We start from the raw sequence: 14678 nt of genomic DNA, 5'->3' as shown, positions 1-14678 counted from the left end.
TCGCGCCTTCGCATCCGTTCCGCTGCAAGAGGATCTTCCATGACCGTCCGCGTCCGTCGTTCTCCGCATCCGCGCCTGCGCGCTTCCGTGCTGGCTTCCGCCCTGCTGCTGGGCAGCCTGTGCGCCACGCCGATGCCGGCCCAGGCGCGACAGGCGCAGCCGCAGGCGATCGCGCTGCAGGCCGAAGCCGAGCGCCTGGCGGCGCAGTTGCCGGGCGACGTCGGCGCGGCGCTGGTGCACCTGGAAAGCGGCCGCGCGGTCTACGTCGACGCCGACCGGCCGTTGCCGATGGCCAGCACCATGAAGGTGCCGGTGGCGGTGCACATCCTCAAGCTGGTGGACGAGGGCAAGCTGGGCCTGCAGCAGCAGGTGCTGCTGGGCCCGGACGACATCTACCCGGACATGGGCGGGCCGATGGACACCCATCTGAGCGCCGGTTCGGCCATCACCATCCGCGACCTGCTGCACATGATGATCACGGTCAGCGACAACAACGCCACCGACATCCTGATCCGCACCGGCGGCGGTCCCGAGGCGGTGCAGCAGCGCATGCGCGCGCTGGGCGTCGACGGCCTGCGCGTGGACCGCTACATCTGGGAACTGCTGGCCAACTACTATGGCGACGCCGCTTCGCACGCGCGGCCGCTGGGCCCGGCGGCCTATGGCGAACTGTCGCGCGGCGAACGCAGCGAGGCGCAGCGGCGCACCAACATGGACGCCTGGAACGCCGACCCGCGCGACACCAGCAGCGCCCGCGCCATGGCGCAGCTGCTGCAGCGCACCTGGAAGGGCGAGCTGCTGTCGCCGGCGTCGACCCGCGTGCTGCAGCAGATCATGCTCGATACCCGCACCGGCAACGCGCGCCTGCGCGGCATGCTGCCCAGCGGCACGCCGGTGGCGCACAAGACCGGTACGGTGGGCGACGTGATCAACGACGTCGGCGTGATCGAGCTGCCGAACGGGCGCGGCCACATCGTGGCCGCGGTGTTCATCCGCTCGCGCGCCTCCACCGAAGCGCGCGACGCGGCCATCGCCCAGCTGGCGCGCGCCGCGCACGACTACTACCTGTTCGTGCCCTGAGCGGAAACCCGGGCTCCCCACTCAGCCGGTCCGGTGCGCCGGTCCGGCCGCGTCGGCCGGCTCGCCGCCGTAGAACACGTCTTCCAGATTGCGGTACTCGCTGGGCGTCATGCCGACGGTGGCCTTGAACTGGCGCGCGAACGCGCTCTGGTCGCTGAAGCCGCAGCGCTGGCCGATGCCGGCGATGCTGCCGGACTCGCGCAGCAGGCGCATGGCCATCTCGATGCGCAGCTTGATCAGGTACTGCTGCGGGGTGAGCTGGAACACATGGCGGAAGTGCCGTTCCAGCTGCGCCAGCGACATGCCGGCCAGTTCGGCCAGCTGCGGCGCGCGCAGGTTGGACTCGAAATGTTCCTGCATGTGCGCCACCACGCGGTCGAGCTGGGCGAAGGCCGAGTGGCGGCTGTTGGGCCGGCCGAGGTCGCGCGAGACGCCCATCAGCCCGCAGATTTCACCGTCGCGGAACAGCGGGCGCTTGAGCGTCAGGCACCAGCCGGGGCGGCGGTTCGGGTACAGGTGTACTTCCAGGCGGTCGGCGATGGGATCGCCGGCCAGCACCTGCCGGTCCTGCAGCAGGTAGCGGTTGCCCAGCGGCGGCGGGAACACTTCCAGCGGCGAGCGGCCGATGACGTCGCCGCGTTTCCTGCGGCCCAGCCGCTGCACCAGGGTGAGGTTGCAGTGCGTGTAGCGTCCCTCGCGGTCCTTCACGAAGAACACGGTGTCCGGCAGCGCATCGAACAGGTGCTGCACTTCGCTTGAGGAATGCTGTGCGTCCATGGGCGTCGTCTTCGCGTTGGCGCTCGTCGGCGTGGCGTGCGGCCGATCCTAGCGCATGCTTCCGGGCCGTGCCGCAGCGTTTGCGCGGTTGTGCCGAATTCCGCACGAGGGCGCCGAATGCACTGCTATTCGGCCCTGCGGCGGCGGTGGGAGCATGGCCGCATGCACCGCATAGACATCATCGATTCGCATACCGCCGGCGAACCCACCCGGGTCGTGCTCGGCGGATTTCCCGACCTCGGCGGCGGCAGCCTGCAGCAGCGCCGCGGGCGCCTGGTGCGCGATTTCGACCACTGGCGCGCGACGCTGGCCTGCGAGCCGCGCGGCTCGGACACGATGGTCGGCGCGCTGCTGCTGCCGGCCGAAGACCCGTCGGCGTGCACCGGGGTGATCTTCTTCAACAACGTCGGCTGCCTGGGCATGTGCGGCCACGGCACCATCGGCGTGGTGCGCACCCTGGCCGAACTGGGCCGCATCCAGCCGGGCCGGCACCGCATCGAGACGCCGGTGGGCACGGTCGGCGTGGAACTGTTCGACGACGGCCGCGTGGCGGTGGACAACGTGGAGAGCTGGCGCCACCTGCACGATGTCGCGGTGGACGTGCCCGGCCACGGCGTCGTGCGCGGCGACGTGGCTTGGGGCGGCAACTGGTTCTTCATCACCGCGCAGGCGCCCTGCGCGCTGACCCTGGCCAACCAGCGCGAGCTGACCGCCTATACCGAAGCGATCCGCATCGCGCTGGAGCGCGACGGCATCGCCGGCGCCGACGGCGCCATCGACCACGTCGAAGTCAATGCGGCCGCGCCGGATGGCAGCGGCGCCGCACGCAACTTCGTGCTGTGCCCGGGCCTGGCCTACGACCGCTCGCCCTGCGGCACCGGCACCAGCGCCAAGCTGGCCTGCCTGGCCGCCGACGGCAAGCTGGCCGAGGGCGCGAACTGGGTGCAGCAGGGCATCCTCGGCAGCGTGTTCGAGGCTTCGTACCGGCAGGGCGGGCGCGGCATCCTGCCGCGGATCACCGGACAGGCGTGGATCACCGCACGCGCGACCCTGCTGATCGACGAAACCGATCCGTTCGCCTGGGGCATCGGCAGCCGGGCGCCGTGAGCGGACGCAGCCGCCACGACCTGATCGTCATCGGCGCCGGCATCGTCGGCGCCGCCTGCGCGGAGGCGGCGGTCGCCGCCGGGCTGCGCGTGGCGGTGGTCGAGAGCGGCGCCATCGGCGGCGGCGCCAGTGCCGCGGCGATGGGCCATCTGGTGGCGATGGATGGCGATCCGCACGAACTGGCGCTGTGCGTGTATTCGCTGCAGCTGTGGCGGCGCTGGGCGGCGTGGCCGGAGAGCGAGCACCGGCGCTGCGGCACGCTGTGGGTGGCGCGCGAGGAAACGGAACTCGAGGGCGTTGCAGCGCGCATCGAAGCGCTGGCGGCGATGGGCGTGCGCGCCGAAGCGGTGGATGCGCGCGGCCTGCATGCACTGGAACCGGCGCTCGCCGCGGGCATGAAGGGCGGCATGCGTGTGGCCGACGACGCGGTGGTGTATCCGCCGCGCGTGGCCTGGCGCCTGATCGAGGAAGCGCGCGGTGCCGGCGCACAGGTGTTTGCCGGCGTGCGCGCCGAGCATCTGGTCGATGGCGGCGTGCGCCTGGCCGATGGCCATGTGCTGCACGGACCGGTGCTGGTGGCCACGGGCGTGGCCCTGCCGGAGCTGCTGCCGGAACTGCCGATGCGCGCGCGCAAGGGGCAGCTGGTGATCACCGAGCGCCATCGGCCGCTGCTGCGCCACCAGCTGATCGAAATGGGCTATGCCGCCGCCGCGCATGGCGCGGACGCGGCCAGCGTGTCGTTCAACGTGCAGCCGCGACCCAACGGCCAGCTGCTGATCGGGTCCTCGCGTGAGTACGACGCCACCGGCACGGACATCTCGCTGCCGCTGCTGCGGCGCATGCTGCAGCGGGCCATCGCCTTCGTGCCGGCGCTGCGCGAGGTGCGCGCGCTGCGCAGCTGGTGCGGCTTCCGCCCGGCCACTGCCGATGGCCTGCCGTATCTGGGGCCGGTGCCGGGCCGCCGCGATGTATGGGTGGCGGCCGGCCACGAGGGCCTGGGCATCACCGCGGCGCCGGGCAGCGCGCGGCTGGTGATCGACGCCCTGCTCGGGCGCGCCCCGGCTTTGCCGCTGACGCCCTACCTGCCCGAACGCGCGCTGCGGGGCAACGCATGAACAGCATCGTGCTGAGCGTCGATGGCGTGCCGGTGGAAGTGCCCGACGGCGCCAGCGTGGCCGCCGCGGTCGCGCGCCGCGGGCCGGTGTTCCGGCGTTCGGCCAGCGGCCAGCCGCGCGCGCCGTTGTGCGGCATGGGCGTGTGTTTCGAATGCCGGGTCAGCATCGACGGCGTGGCGCAGCTGCGCGCCTGCATGGTGCTGGCGCGTGCAGGCATGCGCGTGGAGACGCAGCCATGAAGCAGCGGCGTTTCGACCTGCTGGTGGTGGGCGCGGGGCCGGCCGGCCTCGCCGCCGCGCATGGCGCGGCCCGGCGCGGGGCGAAGGTCGGGCTGGTGGACGCGCAGCCGCGCGCCGGCGGCCAGGTGTGGCGGCACGACCTGCGCTTCGGCGCGCCGTCGATGGCATGCGCGCAGATCGACGGGCTGGGCGCAGCCGGCATCGAATGGCTGGCCGGTCATGAAGTCGTCCTGGCCGATGACCACGCCGTGGTCGCCAGCCATGCCGACGGCGCGGTGGCGCTGCACTGGCGCAAGCTGGTGATCGCCACCGGCGCGCGCGAACTGATGCTGCCGTTTCCCGGCTGGACCCTGCCCGGCGTGACCGGCGCCGGCGGCCTGCAGGCGCTGGCCAAGCAGGGCTGGCCAGTGGCTGGAAAACGCGTGGTCGTGGCCGGCACCGGTCCGCTGCTGCTGGCGGCGGCGGCGACGCTGCGCCGCCATGGCGCACGGGTGCTCGGTATCCACGAGCAGGCGCGCAGGGAGGTGCTGCATGCCTTCGCGCGCCGGCTTTGGCGCTGGCCGGCGCGGCTGGCGCAGGCGGTGGCGCTGCGCACCCGTCTCGCCGGCGTGTCATGGCATGCCGGCAGCGTGGTGTTGGCCGCGCAGGGCGACGCCACCCTGCGCGCGGTCGAGGTGGACCGCGGTCGCGGCCGCGAATGGATCGAATGCGACCAGCTGGCGGTCGGCTGGGGACTGGTGCCCAACGTCGAGTTGGCGCGCCTGCTGGGCTGCGAGCTGGATAACGCGTCCGTGCATCCGGCCGTGCGCGTCGATGCGCGCCTGCGCAGCAGCCATCCCGATATCCATGCCGCCGGCGAGGCGCTCGGCATCGGCGGGCGCGACTGCGCGCGTGTAGAAGGCGCGATGGCCGCCTGCTTCGCGCTCGGCGACGAACGCGGCGGCGAGGCGCTGCGCGCGCGCCGCGAGCGCGAGCGCGCCTATGCCGCCCTGCTGCACGCCCACTTCGCTCCCGATGCGCGTACCCATGCGCTGGCGACGCCCGACACCCTGGCCTGCCGCTGCGAGGACGTGCCGATGTCTGTGGTGCAGGCGCATGCCGATCCGCGCCAGCTGCGGCTGGTCACCCGCTGCGGCATGGGCGCCTGCCAAGGCCGCATCTGCGGCGCGGCGCTGCGCGAACTGCGGCTGGCCTCGCCGTCCCTTTCCCCCACCGCCGTACGGCCGCCGCTGACCCCGGTCGCGCTGGCTGCGCTGGCCGATGTTCCTTCCGACGAACCCGAACAAGGTACAGACCCATGAGCAATGCAGGTTTCTGGCGCGGCGTGCTGCCGGCCATCACCACGCCCTTCACCGCAAGCGGCGAGGTCGATCATGTCTTCCTGGCCGAACACGCCCGGCGCATGCTCGCCGCCGGCTGCAGCGGCATCGTGCCGCTGGGCTCGCTGGGCGAGAGCGCCACGCTGACCTTCGACGAGAAGATCGCCATCGTGCGCACCCTGGTCGCCGCGGTGGAAGGGCGCGTGCCGGTGGTGGCGGGCATCGCCGCACTGTCCACCGCCGAGGGCGTGGCGCTGGCGCAGGCGGTGAAGGCCGCTGGCGCCGGCGGCGCGATGGTGCTGCCGCCGTACGTGTATTCCAGCGATGCGCACGAGATGGGCGCCTACATCCGCGCCATCCTCGCCGCCACCGACCTGCCGGCGCTGCTCTACAACAATCCCATCGCCTACCGCACCGATTTCACCCCGGCGCAGATCGCGCGCTTCGCCGCTGAGTTCCCGCACGTGCAGGCGGTCAAGGAATCCTCCGGCGACGTGCGCCGCCTGGCGGCGATCCGCGAACTGATCGGCGACCGCCTGGTGCTGCTGGTGGGCGTGGACGACCTGATCGTGGAAGGCATCGCGATGGGCGCCGAGGGCTGGATCGCCGGCACCGTCAACGCCTTCCCGGAAGAAGCGGTACAGCTGTTCGAGCAGTCGCGCGCCGGCGGCTACGAGGCGGCGCGCGAACTGTACGAATGGTCGCTGCCGCTGCTGCGCATGGACACGGTTCCCAAGTTCGTGCAGCTGATCAAGCTGATGCAGGAGCGCGCCGGCCTGGGCAGCGAGCGCGTGCGCGCGCCGCGGCTGGTGGTGGAGGGCGCCGAGCGCGAACAGGCGCTGGCGCTGATCGACCACGCCATCGCCACCCGGAAGCGCTGACGTGGATACGGTCGCGCCCCTGCTCATCGCCGGCCGCTGGCAGGCCGCACAGGACGGCACGGAGATCTTCCATGCGTTCGATCCGGCCAGCGGCGACGCCATCGGGCCGGCGTTCCCACGCAGCGGCGCGGCCGACGTGGAACAGGTGCTGGTCGCGGCCAGCGCCGCCGCGCCGCTGCTGGCGGCCACCGACCCGGCGCGCATCGCCGCCTTTCTCGACGCCTACGCCGATGCGCTGGAAGCCGACGCCGACACGCTGGTGCAGCTCGCGCATGCGGAAACCGGCTTGCCGACCGCGCCGCGGCTGCGCGGCAACGAGCTGCCGCGCACCTGCAGCCAGCTGCGCCAGGCCGCCGCCGCCGCGCGCAACCGCAGCTGGACGCAGCCGGTGATCGATACCGCCGCCGGCCTGCGCTCGCATCGCGCGCCGCTGGGCAAGCCGGTGCTGGTGTTCGGGCCGAACAACTTCCCGTTCGCCTTCAATGCCGTGTCCGGTGGCGACTTCGCCGCGGCCATCGCCGCGCGCAACCCGGTGATCGCCAAGGCCCATCCCGCGCATCCGGCCACCAGCGAGCGCCTGGCCGGGCACGCGCAGCGCGCCGCCGAGAGCGCCGGCCTGCCGCCGGCCACGGTGCAGCTGCTGTACGACGTCAAGCCGGCGCTGGGCCTGGCGCTGGCCGGCGACGCGCGGCTGGGCGCGGTCGCCTTCACCGGCAGCCGCGCCGCCGGGCTGGCCCTGAAGCAGGCCGCCGATGGTGCCGGCATTCCTTTCTTCGGCGAGCTGTCCAGCCTCAACCCGGTGTTCCTGCTGCCCGGCGCGCTTGCCGGGCGCGGGCCGGCACTGGCCGAGGAGTTCTGCGGCTCGTGCCTGCTCGGCAGCGGCCAGTTCTGCACCAATCCCGGGCTGGTGATCGTGCCGGAAGGCGCGGCCGGCGATGCCTTCGTCGCCGATGTGCAGGCGCGTTTTGCCGCGACCGCGCCGTTGCTGCTGCTGTCGTCCGGGGTGCTGGCATCGCTGCGACGTTCGATCGCGGCGCTGCGCGCGGCTGGCGCGCAGCTGCTGTGCGGCGGCGATGCCGGCGATACGGGTTTCCGCCATGCGCCCACGCTGTTGACGGTGCGCGCGACGGATTTCCTCGCCGATCCGCAGCGGTTCCAGGGCGAGGCCTTCGGGCCGTGCAGCCTGCTGGTGCGCGTGGCCGACGCGGCGCAGATGCAGGCCATCGCCTCCACCCTCGAAGGCCAGCTCACCGCCACGCTGTACCGCGCCGCCGACGGTGGCGACGATGCCGCCTGGCAATCGCTGGCCGCGCTCCTGCGCCCGCGCGTGGGCCGGCTGATCGCCGACCGCATGCCCACCGGCGTGCAGGTCAGTCCGGCGCAGCAGCATGGCGGTCCGTTCCCGGCATCGACCCAGCCCGGCTTCACTGCGGTCGGCCTGCCGGCGGCGATCCTGCGCTTCACCGCGCTGCAGGCATACGACAATGTGCCCGATGCGCTGCTGCCGCCCGAACTGCGCGACCGCAACCCGGGCGGACTGCCACGCTGGATCGACCAGCACTGCACCACCGCGGATATCGGAGCCACCCCATGAATGCACAGATCGCACACCTCACCCTGGAACAGGCGCGCGCGCAGCTGGCGCCGTGGCCGCACCGCGCGCCGCCGATCAGCGATGCCGAACACGCGCAGCGGCTGGAGCGCGCGCGCGGGCTGATGCGCGCGCAGGGCGTGGACGCGCTGCTGGTCAGCGCCGGCACCTCGCTGCGCTGGTTCGCCGGCGTGCCGTGGGGCGGCAGCGAGCGGCTGGTGGCCCTGCTGCTCACGCTGGAAGGCGAGCCGCTGATGGTCTGCCCGGCGTTCGAGGAAGGCTCGCTGGACGCGGTGCTGCGCATCCCGGCCGGCAAGCACCTGTGGGAGGAACACGAGGACCCGCACGCGCTGGTCGCCCAGGCCATGGCCGAGCGCGGCGCACGCACGCTGGCGCTGGACCCGGAAGCGCCGTACCGCGTGCAGGTGGGCCTGGCCGCGCACCTGGGCGCGGCCGCCATCACCTCGGCCGCGGCGGTCATCGACGGCTGCCGCATGTGCAAGTCGCCGGCCGAGCTGGCGCTGATGCAGCAGGCCTGCGACATGACCCTGCAGGTGCAGCGGCTGGCCGCCGGCATCGCCTGCGAGGGCATCGGCACCGACGAGCTGGTGCGCTTCATCGACGAGGCCCACCGCGCGCTCGGCGCCGATGGCGGCTCGACCTTCTGCATCGTGCAGTTCGGCCACGCCACCGCGTTCCCGCACGGCATCCCCGGCGTGCAGCACCTGCGCCGCGGCGACCTGGTGTTGATCGACACCGGCTGCAGCGTGCAGGGCTACAACTCCGACATCACCCGCACCTGGATCTTCGGCGAGGCTGATGCCGAGCAGCGGCGCATCTGGGACCTGGAGCGCGCCGCGCAGCAGGCCGCGTTCGACGCGGTGCGCCCCGGCGTGGCCTGCGAGGCGGTGGACCAGGCCGCGCGCGCCGTGCTGGAAGCGGCCGGGCTGGGCCCGGACTACCGCCTGCCCGGGCTGCCGCACCGCACCGGTCATGGCTGCGGGCTGGCGATCCACGAGGCGCCGTACCTGGTGCGCGGCAACGCCCTGCCGCTGGCGCCGGGCATGTGCTGCAGCAACGAGCCGATGATCGTGGTGCCGGGCCGCTTCGGCGTGCGCCTGGAAGACCACTTCCATGTCACCGCCGACGGCGCGCAGTGGTTCACGCCGCCGTCCGTCGCCATCGACCAGCCGTTCGCCGACTGACGTGCTCCTGCGCGCAATCGGATACCAAGCCGTTCTCCCACCGGAGCGAAACCGCACGGCCTGCGCGTCACTGGCGCGCATGCGGTCGAGCGCCCACGCCGCTGGCGTGGGCCGGGGAGAGGACGGGGACGAAACGCCGCACGCCGGTTCCGCAGCGCGGTGCCGCACCCACATCCGCCCTCCGGGCACCTTCTCCCATGGGGAGAAGGAAAGAGCAGGACACCAGGGGAAACGACGCATGTTCCATTTCGCAGATCTTCGCCGCCACGCCTTCGCCTGCCTGTTGGCGCTGTCCTGCGCCGCGATGCCGGCATCGGCGCAATCCTCCCCGCGCGACGCACCGGACGAGGCCGCCTACCGGCGTTCGCTGCAACTGCGCGAGCAATGGATGTACCTGACCACCGGACTGGCCGGCCCCGTCACCTGGATCGATAACGCGCGCTACCGCTACCGGCGCACCGCGCCGGGCGGCTTCGAGTTCGTGGTGCGCCGGGTGGGGCAGGCGCAGGCCGAGGCCGCGTTCGACCCCGCGCGGCTGGCCACGGCGCTGGCGCCGCTGCTCGGCCGTAGCGTGGATGGCCGCCGCCTGCCGTTTTCCGACTACGAGATGGACAAGGACGGCAGGGCGCTGCGCGCCTGGGTGGACGACGGCTGGGTGCGCTGCGAGCTGGGTGGCGAGTACCGCTGCGCGCGCTGGAGCGCCTCCGGCCCGTCACCGCGGCCACGCGGCTGGGGCGTGGTGCGCGATCTCTCGGTGGCGGCCGACGCTGCGCCGCAGCGCTCGCCGGACGGCCGCATGGAAGCCTTCGTGCGCGACGGCAGCGTGCTGCTGCGCACGCTGGCCGACGGCAGCAGCAGGGTGCTGGCGCGCGACGGCGCCGACAACGATTTCTACGACCCGGAGAGCATCGTCTGGTCGCCCGATTCCAGCCGTTTCCTGGTGCTGCGGGTAAAGCCGGGCGACGCGCGCCGGGTGACGCGGGTGGAGACCTCGCCGCGCGACCAGGTGCAGCCGCGCGTGCGCACCCAGCTGTATCCCAAGCCCGGCGACGCGGTCGACATCGACCGCCCGGTGATCTTCGAGGCCGCCAGCGGCCGCCGCATCGACGTGCCGACCGCGCTGTTCGCCAACCCCTACGAGATCAGCGCGCCGCAGTTCCGCGCCGACGGGCGCACGCTGGCGTTCCGCTATACCGAACGCGGCTTCCAGCGCGTGCGTCTGGTCGAGGTGGACGCGCACAACGGCGCCGCGCGCAGCGTGGTGGAGGAACGCAGCGACACCTTCGTCAACAGCTGGTGGCACCGCGCCGATTTCCATGACGTGGGCAACCGCGGCGAGCGCATCGTGTGGATGTCCGAGCGCGATGGCTGGAACCACCTGTACATGGTCGATGGCCGCAGCGGCCGCCTGCGCCAGCTCACCCGCGGCCCGTGGGTGGTGCGGCAGATCGTCAAGGTGGACGAGCAGCGCGGCTGGATCTGGTTCGCCGGCAACGGCCGCGAGCCGGGGGACCCGTACCTGCAGCACTTCTACCGCGTCGATTTCGACGGCAGGAACCTCGTGCACCTGACCCCGGGCGATGGCTGGCACGAGCTGAGCCTGTCGCCGGACATGAACCACTATGTCGATACGTATTCGCGGCTGGACCAGCCCAACGTCACCGAACTGCGCGACGCGCGCGACGGCCGCCTGCTGGACACGCTCGAACGCGGCGACGCCAGCGCGCTGTTCGCCGCCGGCTACCGCGCGCCGGAAACCTTCAGCGCGCCAGGCCGCGATGGCACAACGCCGATCTGGGGACTGGTGGTGCGGCCCACGCACTACGACCCGTCGCGCCGGTATCCGGTGATCGAGAGCATCTACGCCGGCCCGCACGATTCGCACGTGCAGAAGAAGTTCTGGCCATTCGACGCGCAGTCCAGCAACGAGCGCCTGATCGGCGCGCAGGCGCTGGCCGACCTGGGTTTCATCGTCGTGCAGATCGACGGCATGGGCACCATGAACCGCTCCAAGGCCTTCCACGACGTGGCCTGGAAGAACCTGGGCGACGCCGGTTTCCCCGACCGCATCGCCTGGCACAAGGCGATGGCCGCGCGCGATCCCTCCTACGACATCAGCGGCGGCGTGGGCGTCTACGGCGCCTCGGCCGGCGGCCAGAACGCGCTCAACGCGCTGGAGTTCCACCCGGAGTTCTACACCGTGGCGGTGGCCTACAACGGCTGCTACGACAACCGCATGGACAAGCTCAGCTGGAACGAGCAGTGGATGGGCTGGCCGGTGGACGACAGCTACGCGCGCGCATCGGGCGTGGACAACGCGCACCGGCTGCGCGGCCAGCTGCTGCTGATCGTCGGCGAGCAGGACGAGAACGTCGACCCGGCCTCGACCTACCAGGTGGCCGACGCCCTGATCCGCGCCGGCAAGGACTTCGACCTGCTCGCCGTGCCCGGCACCGGCCACGGCGTGGGCCGTTCGCAGGAGCCGGTCGACTACATCCAGCGCCGCAAGTTCGATTTCTTCGTGCGCCACCTGCTGAAACAGCCGACGCCTGTGTGGAACGCCCGCGACTGAGTGGAGCGCTCTCCGGAAGAGGAACCCCTTGCTCGCGGCGGCACCTGAGGCCCCTCTCCCACCGGGAGAGGTTGGGGTGAGGGCAGGGCCGGCCCGACGGGATTGCCTGCACGCCAGCGCCAGGTTCCGGAGTGCCTTGGCCTTCCCCCCTTGCGAATGGGTCCAGGGGAGACAGGCCCGGAACGGGGAGCCTCCACTGGCCCAGCCACCGTCGTCCCCGGTTCCGGCCGCGTAAGACCCCGGGTCCCCCCTCCCGGAACCCCCGAGGCTCCCTCGCTCCAGATTCCGCTTCCGGCGCCGGCCACGGGCTGCTAGATTCGTCGGGCCTGCGTGAGCAGGCGTGAGGGATGCCGAGGTTGCGACAGGTCCGGACGGCGGGCGTGATCGGATCCGGCTGCTTTCTGCGGTTGGGGATCTGAAGGGTTCATTCCGTGGGCGGGCCGCCGGTGGGCGGGCCGCCCCTTTGCCTATGTTGCACAGGGGAAACGCATGTCCAGCATCATTTCAGGTGGCTTTTTCCCGAAGAGCCACCTCAAGCCACGCTTGAAAAGCGGCCTTGCCGCGTTGGCGCTGATGGCGGGAATGCTCCTGGCCACCACGGCGATGGCGGCGCCGCCCGCGGACGAGAACTACGACGACAACCCCGGTTATACGGTCAACGGCAGCAACAGTTTCACGCTCGATGGCATCGCCTACGCCGTCACGGGAACTGCCGGCCCATACAGCCACATGGTGACGAACGACCCCTCCTACACCGCATTGGCGGGTGGCGGTTCCGATTCCGCACTGGTCTTCGACTCCGTTGGGCAGTGGGATTTGTCCAGCGTCCAGGTCGGCGCATCCGATGGAAGCCATTTCAAACTTGCCCGCCTGAGCTTCGACCTCATTTCCGATGCGAGCATCACCATTACTCCCTATGACGGCGCCACACCCGGCACGGCGCTCATTTTCAACACCCCGAACCAATACGTAACGCAGAACAATCTCGATTTGTCGGCCAACACGCACTTCCAGAACATCACCCACTTCGTGATTTCCGGGACCAACCTTATGGTGGCGCTGGACGATCTCGATTTTGAGCCCGCGGTCCTGCCCGACTCCACGCCGCCGACGGTGACCGGCGTGACGTCGAGCACCGCCAACGGCACCTACAAGGCCGGCGACGTCATTGCCGTGCAGGTCAATTTCAGCGAGCCGGTGCTGGTCACCGGTACGCCGCAGCTGACCCTGGAAACCGGCGCCACCGATCGCACGGTCAACTACGCCAGCGGCAGCGGCACCGGCACGCTGACGTTCAACTACACGGTGCAGGTCGGCGACAGCAGCGCCGACCTGGACTACGTGGCTACCAGTGCGCTGGCGCTCAACGGCGGCACCCTCAAGGACGCGGCGGGCAACAACGCGGTGCTGACCCTGGCCACGCCGGGGGCCGCCAATTCGCTGGGCGCCAACAAGAACCTTGTCGTCGACGGCGTGGCGCCCACGGTTTCCGGCGTCACGTCCAGTACGACCAATGGTACCTACAAGGCCGGCGACGCAATCTCGATCCAGGTCAATTTCAGCGAGGCGGTGACGGTCAACACCGGCGGCGGTACGCCGCAGCTGGTGCTGGAGACCGGCGCCACCGACCGGGCGGTCGGCTACAGCAGCGGCAGCGGCACCAGCACGCTGACGTTCAACTACACGGTGCAGGCCGGCGACAGCAGCGCCGACCTGGACTACGTGGCGACCAGTTCGCTGGCCCTCGGTGGCGGCACCATCAGGGACGTGGCGGGCAACGACGCCACCTTGACGCTCGCATCGCCCGGCGCGGCCAACTCGCTGGGCGCGAACAAGAACCTCGTCATCGACGGCGTGGCGCCGGCAGTGACCAGCATCGTGCCGACCGGCAGCCCGGCATCGACGGCGGTGTCGGTGGATTTCATCGTCACCTTCAGCGAGGCGGTGACGGGTGTCGACAGCAATGATTTCGAGCTGACGCTCGTCAATTCGGCAGCGGGCATGGTTGCCAGTGTGACGGGCAGCGGCACCACCTATACGGTCACCGTCAATGCGATAAGCGGCAGTGGCAGCCTGCGGCTGGACCTCAAGGGCAGTGGCACCGGCATTGTCGATGCTGTCGGCAACGTGGCGGCCGGCTACAGCAGCGGCACGGCCCACACCGTCGCCATCCCGACCGCACCGGGCGCGCCGACCATCGGCACCGCCACGGCCGGCGATGCCTTGGCCACGGTGACCTTCACCGCACCGGCCAGCGATGGCGGCTCGGCGATCACGACCTATACCGCCACGCCAAGCCCCGCCGTAGCGGGCGGCCCGTTCACCTGTGCCGGGCCGACGGCGTGCCCGATCACGGTCACCGGCCTGACCAACGGCACGGCCTACACCTTCACGGTGACGGCAACCAACGGGACCGGCACCAGCGCCGCCTCGGGGGCCACCAATCCGGTCACGCCCAAGGCCAACCAGACCATCACCTTTGCGCAACCGGCCAACTACAACTTCGGCACCACGCCGACCCTGAGTGCTACCGCCAGCTCCGGGCTCGCGGTTGCCTTCAGCTCGTCCACGACCAGTGTCTGCACCATCACCAGCGGCGGTGCGTTGACCTTCGTCAGCGCCGGCACCTGCACCATCGACGCCGACCAGGCCGGCGATGCGTCCACCAACGCGGCGAGCACGGTGGCCCGCAGCTTCACCGTCAACGCCATCGTCCCCGACGCGCCGGTCATCGGCACGGCCACGGCCGGCAACCAGCAGGCCACGGTGACCTTCAGCGCACCGTCGTCGAC

General features: G+C 71.5%; 11 protein-coding genes. 10 read left to right on the top strand and 1 reads right to left on the bottom strand.

Annotated elements, in window-relative coordinates; all coding sequences use genetic code 11:
* The first annotated feature begins 39 nt into the window (after positions 1 to 39).
* Positions 40 to 1080 carry a class A beta-lactamase gene (gene bla / locus CQ393_RS03830; RefSeq protein WP_153190307.1) on the top strand — a complete coding sequence of 347 codons (1041 nt, stop codon included), beginning with the start codon at positions 40 to 42 and terminating at the stop codon, positions 1078 to 1080.
* A 21-nt stretch (positions 1081 to 1101) separates the two neighbouring features.
* Here bla and CQ393_RS03825 read toward each other — a convergent pair whose 3' ends face one another.
* On the bottom strand, positions 1102 to 1857 hold the full coding sequence (locus CQ393_RS03825; RefSeq protein ID WP_153190306.1) for an AraC family transcriptional regulator: 756 nt from the start codon (positions 1855 to 1857) through the stop codon (positions 1102 to 1104).
* Positions 1858 to 2019: 162 nt separating this feature from the next.
* Between CQ393_RS03825 and CQ393_RS03820 the strand changes: the two genes are divergently transcribed.
* The 9 genes from CQ393_RS03820 to CQ393_RS03780 form a co-directional block, all read left to right on the top strand.
* Positions 2020 to 2964 carry a proline racemase family protein gene (locus tag CQ393_RS03820; protein WP_153190305.1) on the top strand — a complete coding sequence of 315 codons (945 nt, stop codon included), beginning with the start codon at positions 2020 to 2022 and terminating at the stop codon, positions 2962 to 2964.
* Positions 2961 to 4079 (top strand): FAD-dependent oxidoreductase, encoded by a 1119-nt coding sequence (locus CQ393_RS03815; protein WP_343199498.1) that lies wholly within the window; start codon positions 2961 to 2963, stop codon positions 4077 to 4079. The genes CQ393_RS03820 and CQ393_RS03815 overlap by 4 nt, the downstream gene beginning before the upstream one ends.
* Positions 4076 to 4318 (top strand): (2Fe-2S)-binding protein, encoded by a 243-nt coding sequence (locus CQ393_RS03810; RefSeq protein ID WP_153190304.1) that lies wholly within the window; start codon positions 4076 to 4078, stop codon positions 4316 to 4318. Before CQ393_RS03815 ends, CQ393_RS03810 begins: the two co-directional genes overlap by 4 nt.
* Entirely contained in the window at positions 4315 to 5619 is a 1305-nt protein-coding gene (locus CQ393_RS03805; RefSeq protein WP_153190303.1) for an FAD/NAD(P)-binding oxidoreductase, read from the top strand. The genes CQ393_RS03810 and CQ393_RS03805 overlap by 4 nt, the downstream gene beginning before the upstream one ends.
* Positions 5616 to 6518 carry a dihydrodipicolinate synthase family protein gene (locus CQ393_RS03800; RefSeq protein ID WP_153190302.1) on the top strand — a complete coding sequence of 301 codons (903 nt, stop codon included), beginning with the start codon at positions 5616 to 5618 and terminating at the stop codon, positions 6516 to 6518. The genes CQ393_RS03805 and CQ393_RS03800 overlap by 4 nt, the downstream gene beginning before the upstream one ends.
* 1 nt (position 6519) lies before the next feature.
* Entirely contained in the window at positions 6520 to 8112 is a 1593-nt protein-coding gene (locus CQ393_RS03795) for an aldehyde dehydrogenase (NADP(+)) (protein WP_343199496.1), read from the top strand.
* Positions 8109 to 9314 (top strand): Xaa-Pro peptidase family protein, encoded by a 1206-nt coding sequence (locus CQ393_RS03790; protein ID WP_153190301.1) that lies wholly within the window; start codon positions 8109 to 8111, stop codon positions 9312 to 9314. Before CQ393_RS03795 ends, CQ393_RS03790 begins: the two co-directional genes overlap by 4 nt.
* Positions 9315 to 9552: 238 nt before the next feature.
* Positions 9553 to 11886: a S9 family peptidase gene (locus tag CQ393_RS03785; protein WP_228114251.1), complete on the top strand. Its 2334-nt coding sequence runs from the start codon at positions 9553 to 9555 to the stop codon at positions 11884 to 11886.
* 489 nt (positions 11887 to 12375) lie between these two features.
* The coding region (locus tag CQ393_RS03780) for a fibronectin type III domain-containing protein (protein ID WP_194269580.1) at positions 12376 to 14678 on the top strand (2303 nt) is incomplete at its 3' end.

Source organism: Stenotrophomonas sp. MYb238, assembly GCF_009496535.1.
In the GTDB taxonomy this organism is placed as follows: Bacteria; Pseudomonadota; Gammaproteobacteria; order Xanthomonadales; family Xanthomonadaceae; genus Stenotrophomonas.
The sequence above is the reverse complement of the archived record's forward strand: the minus strand, read 5'-3'. Positions and strand labels throughout refer to the sequence as shown.

Coding starts and splice junctions, on each gene's coding strand:
- bla (WP_153190307.1), top strand. CDS start 40: ATGACCGTCCGCGTCCGTCGTTCTCCGCATCCGCGCCTGCGCGCTTCC.
- CQ393_RS03790 (WP_153190301.1), top strand. CDS start 8,109: ATGAATGCACAGATCGCACACCTCACCCTGGAACAGGCGCGCGCGCAG.
- CQ393_RS03810 (WP_153190304.1), top strand. CDS start 4,076: ATGAACAGCATCGTGCTGAGCGTCGATGGCGTGCCGGTGGAAGTGCCC.
- CQ393_RS03820 (WP_153190305.1), top strand. CDS start 2,020: ATGCACCGCATAGACATCATCGATTCGCATACCGCCGGCGAACCCACC.
- CQ393_RS03805 (WP_153190303.1), top strand. CDS start 4,315: ATGAAGCAGCGGCGTTTCGACCTGCTGGTGGTGGGCGCGGGGCCGGCC.
- CQ393_RS03825 (WP_153190306.1), bottom strand. CDS start 1,857: ATGGACGCACAGCATTCCTCAAGCGAAGTGCAGCACCTGTTCGATGCG.
- CQ393_RS03785 (WP_228114251.1), top strand. CDS start 9,553: ATGTTCCATTTCGCAGATCTTCGCCGCCACGCCTTCGCCTGCCTGTTG.
- CQ393_RS03800 (WP_153190302.1), top strand. CDS start 5,616: ATGAGCAATGCAGGTTTCTGGCGCGGCGTGCTGCCGGCCATCACCACG.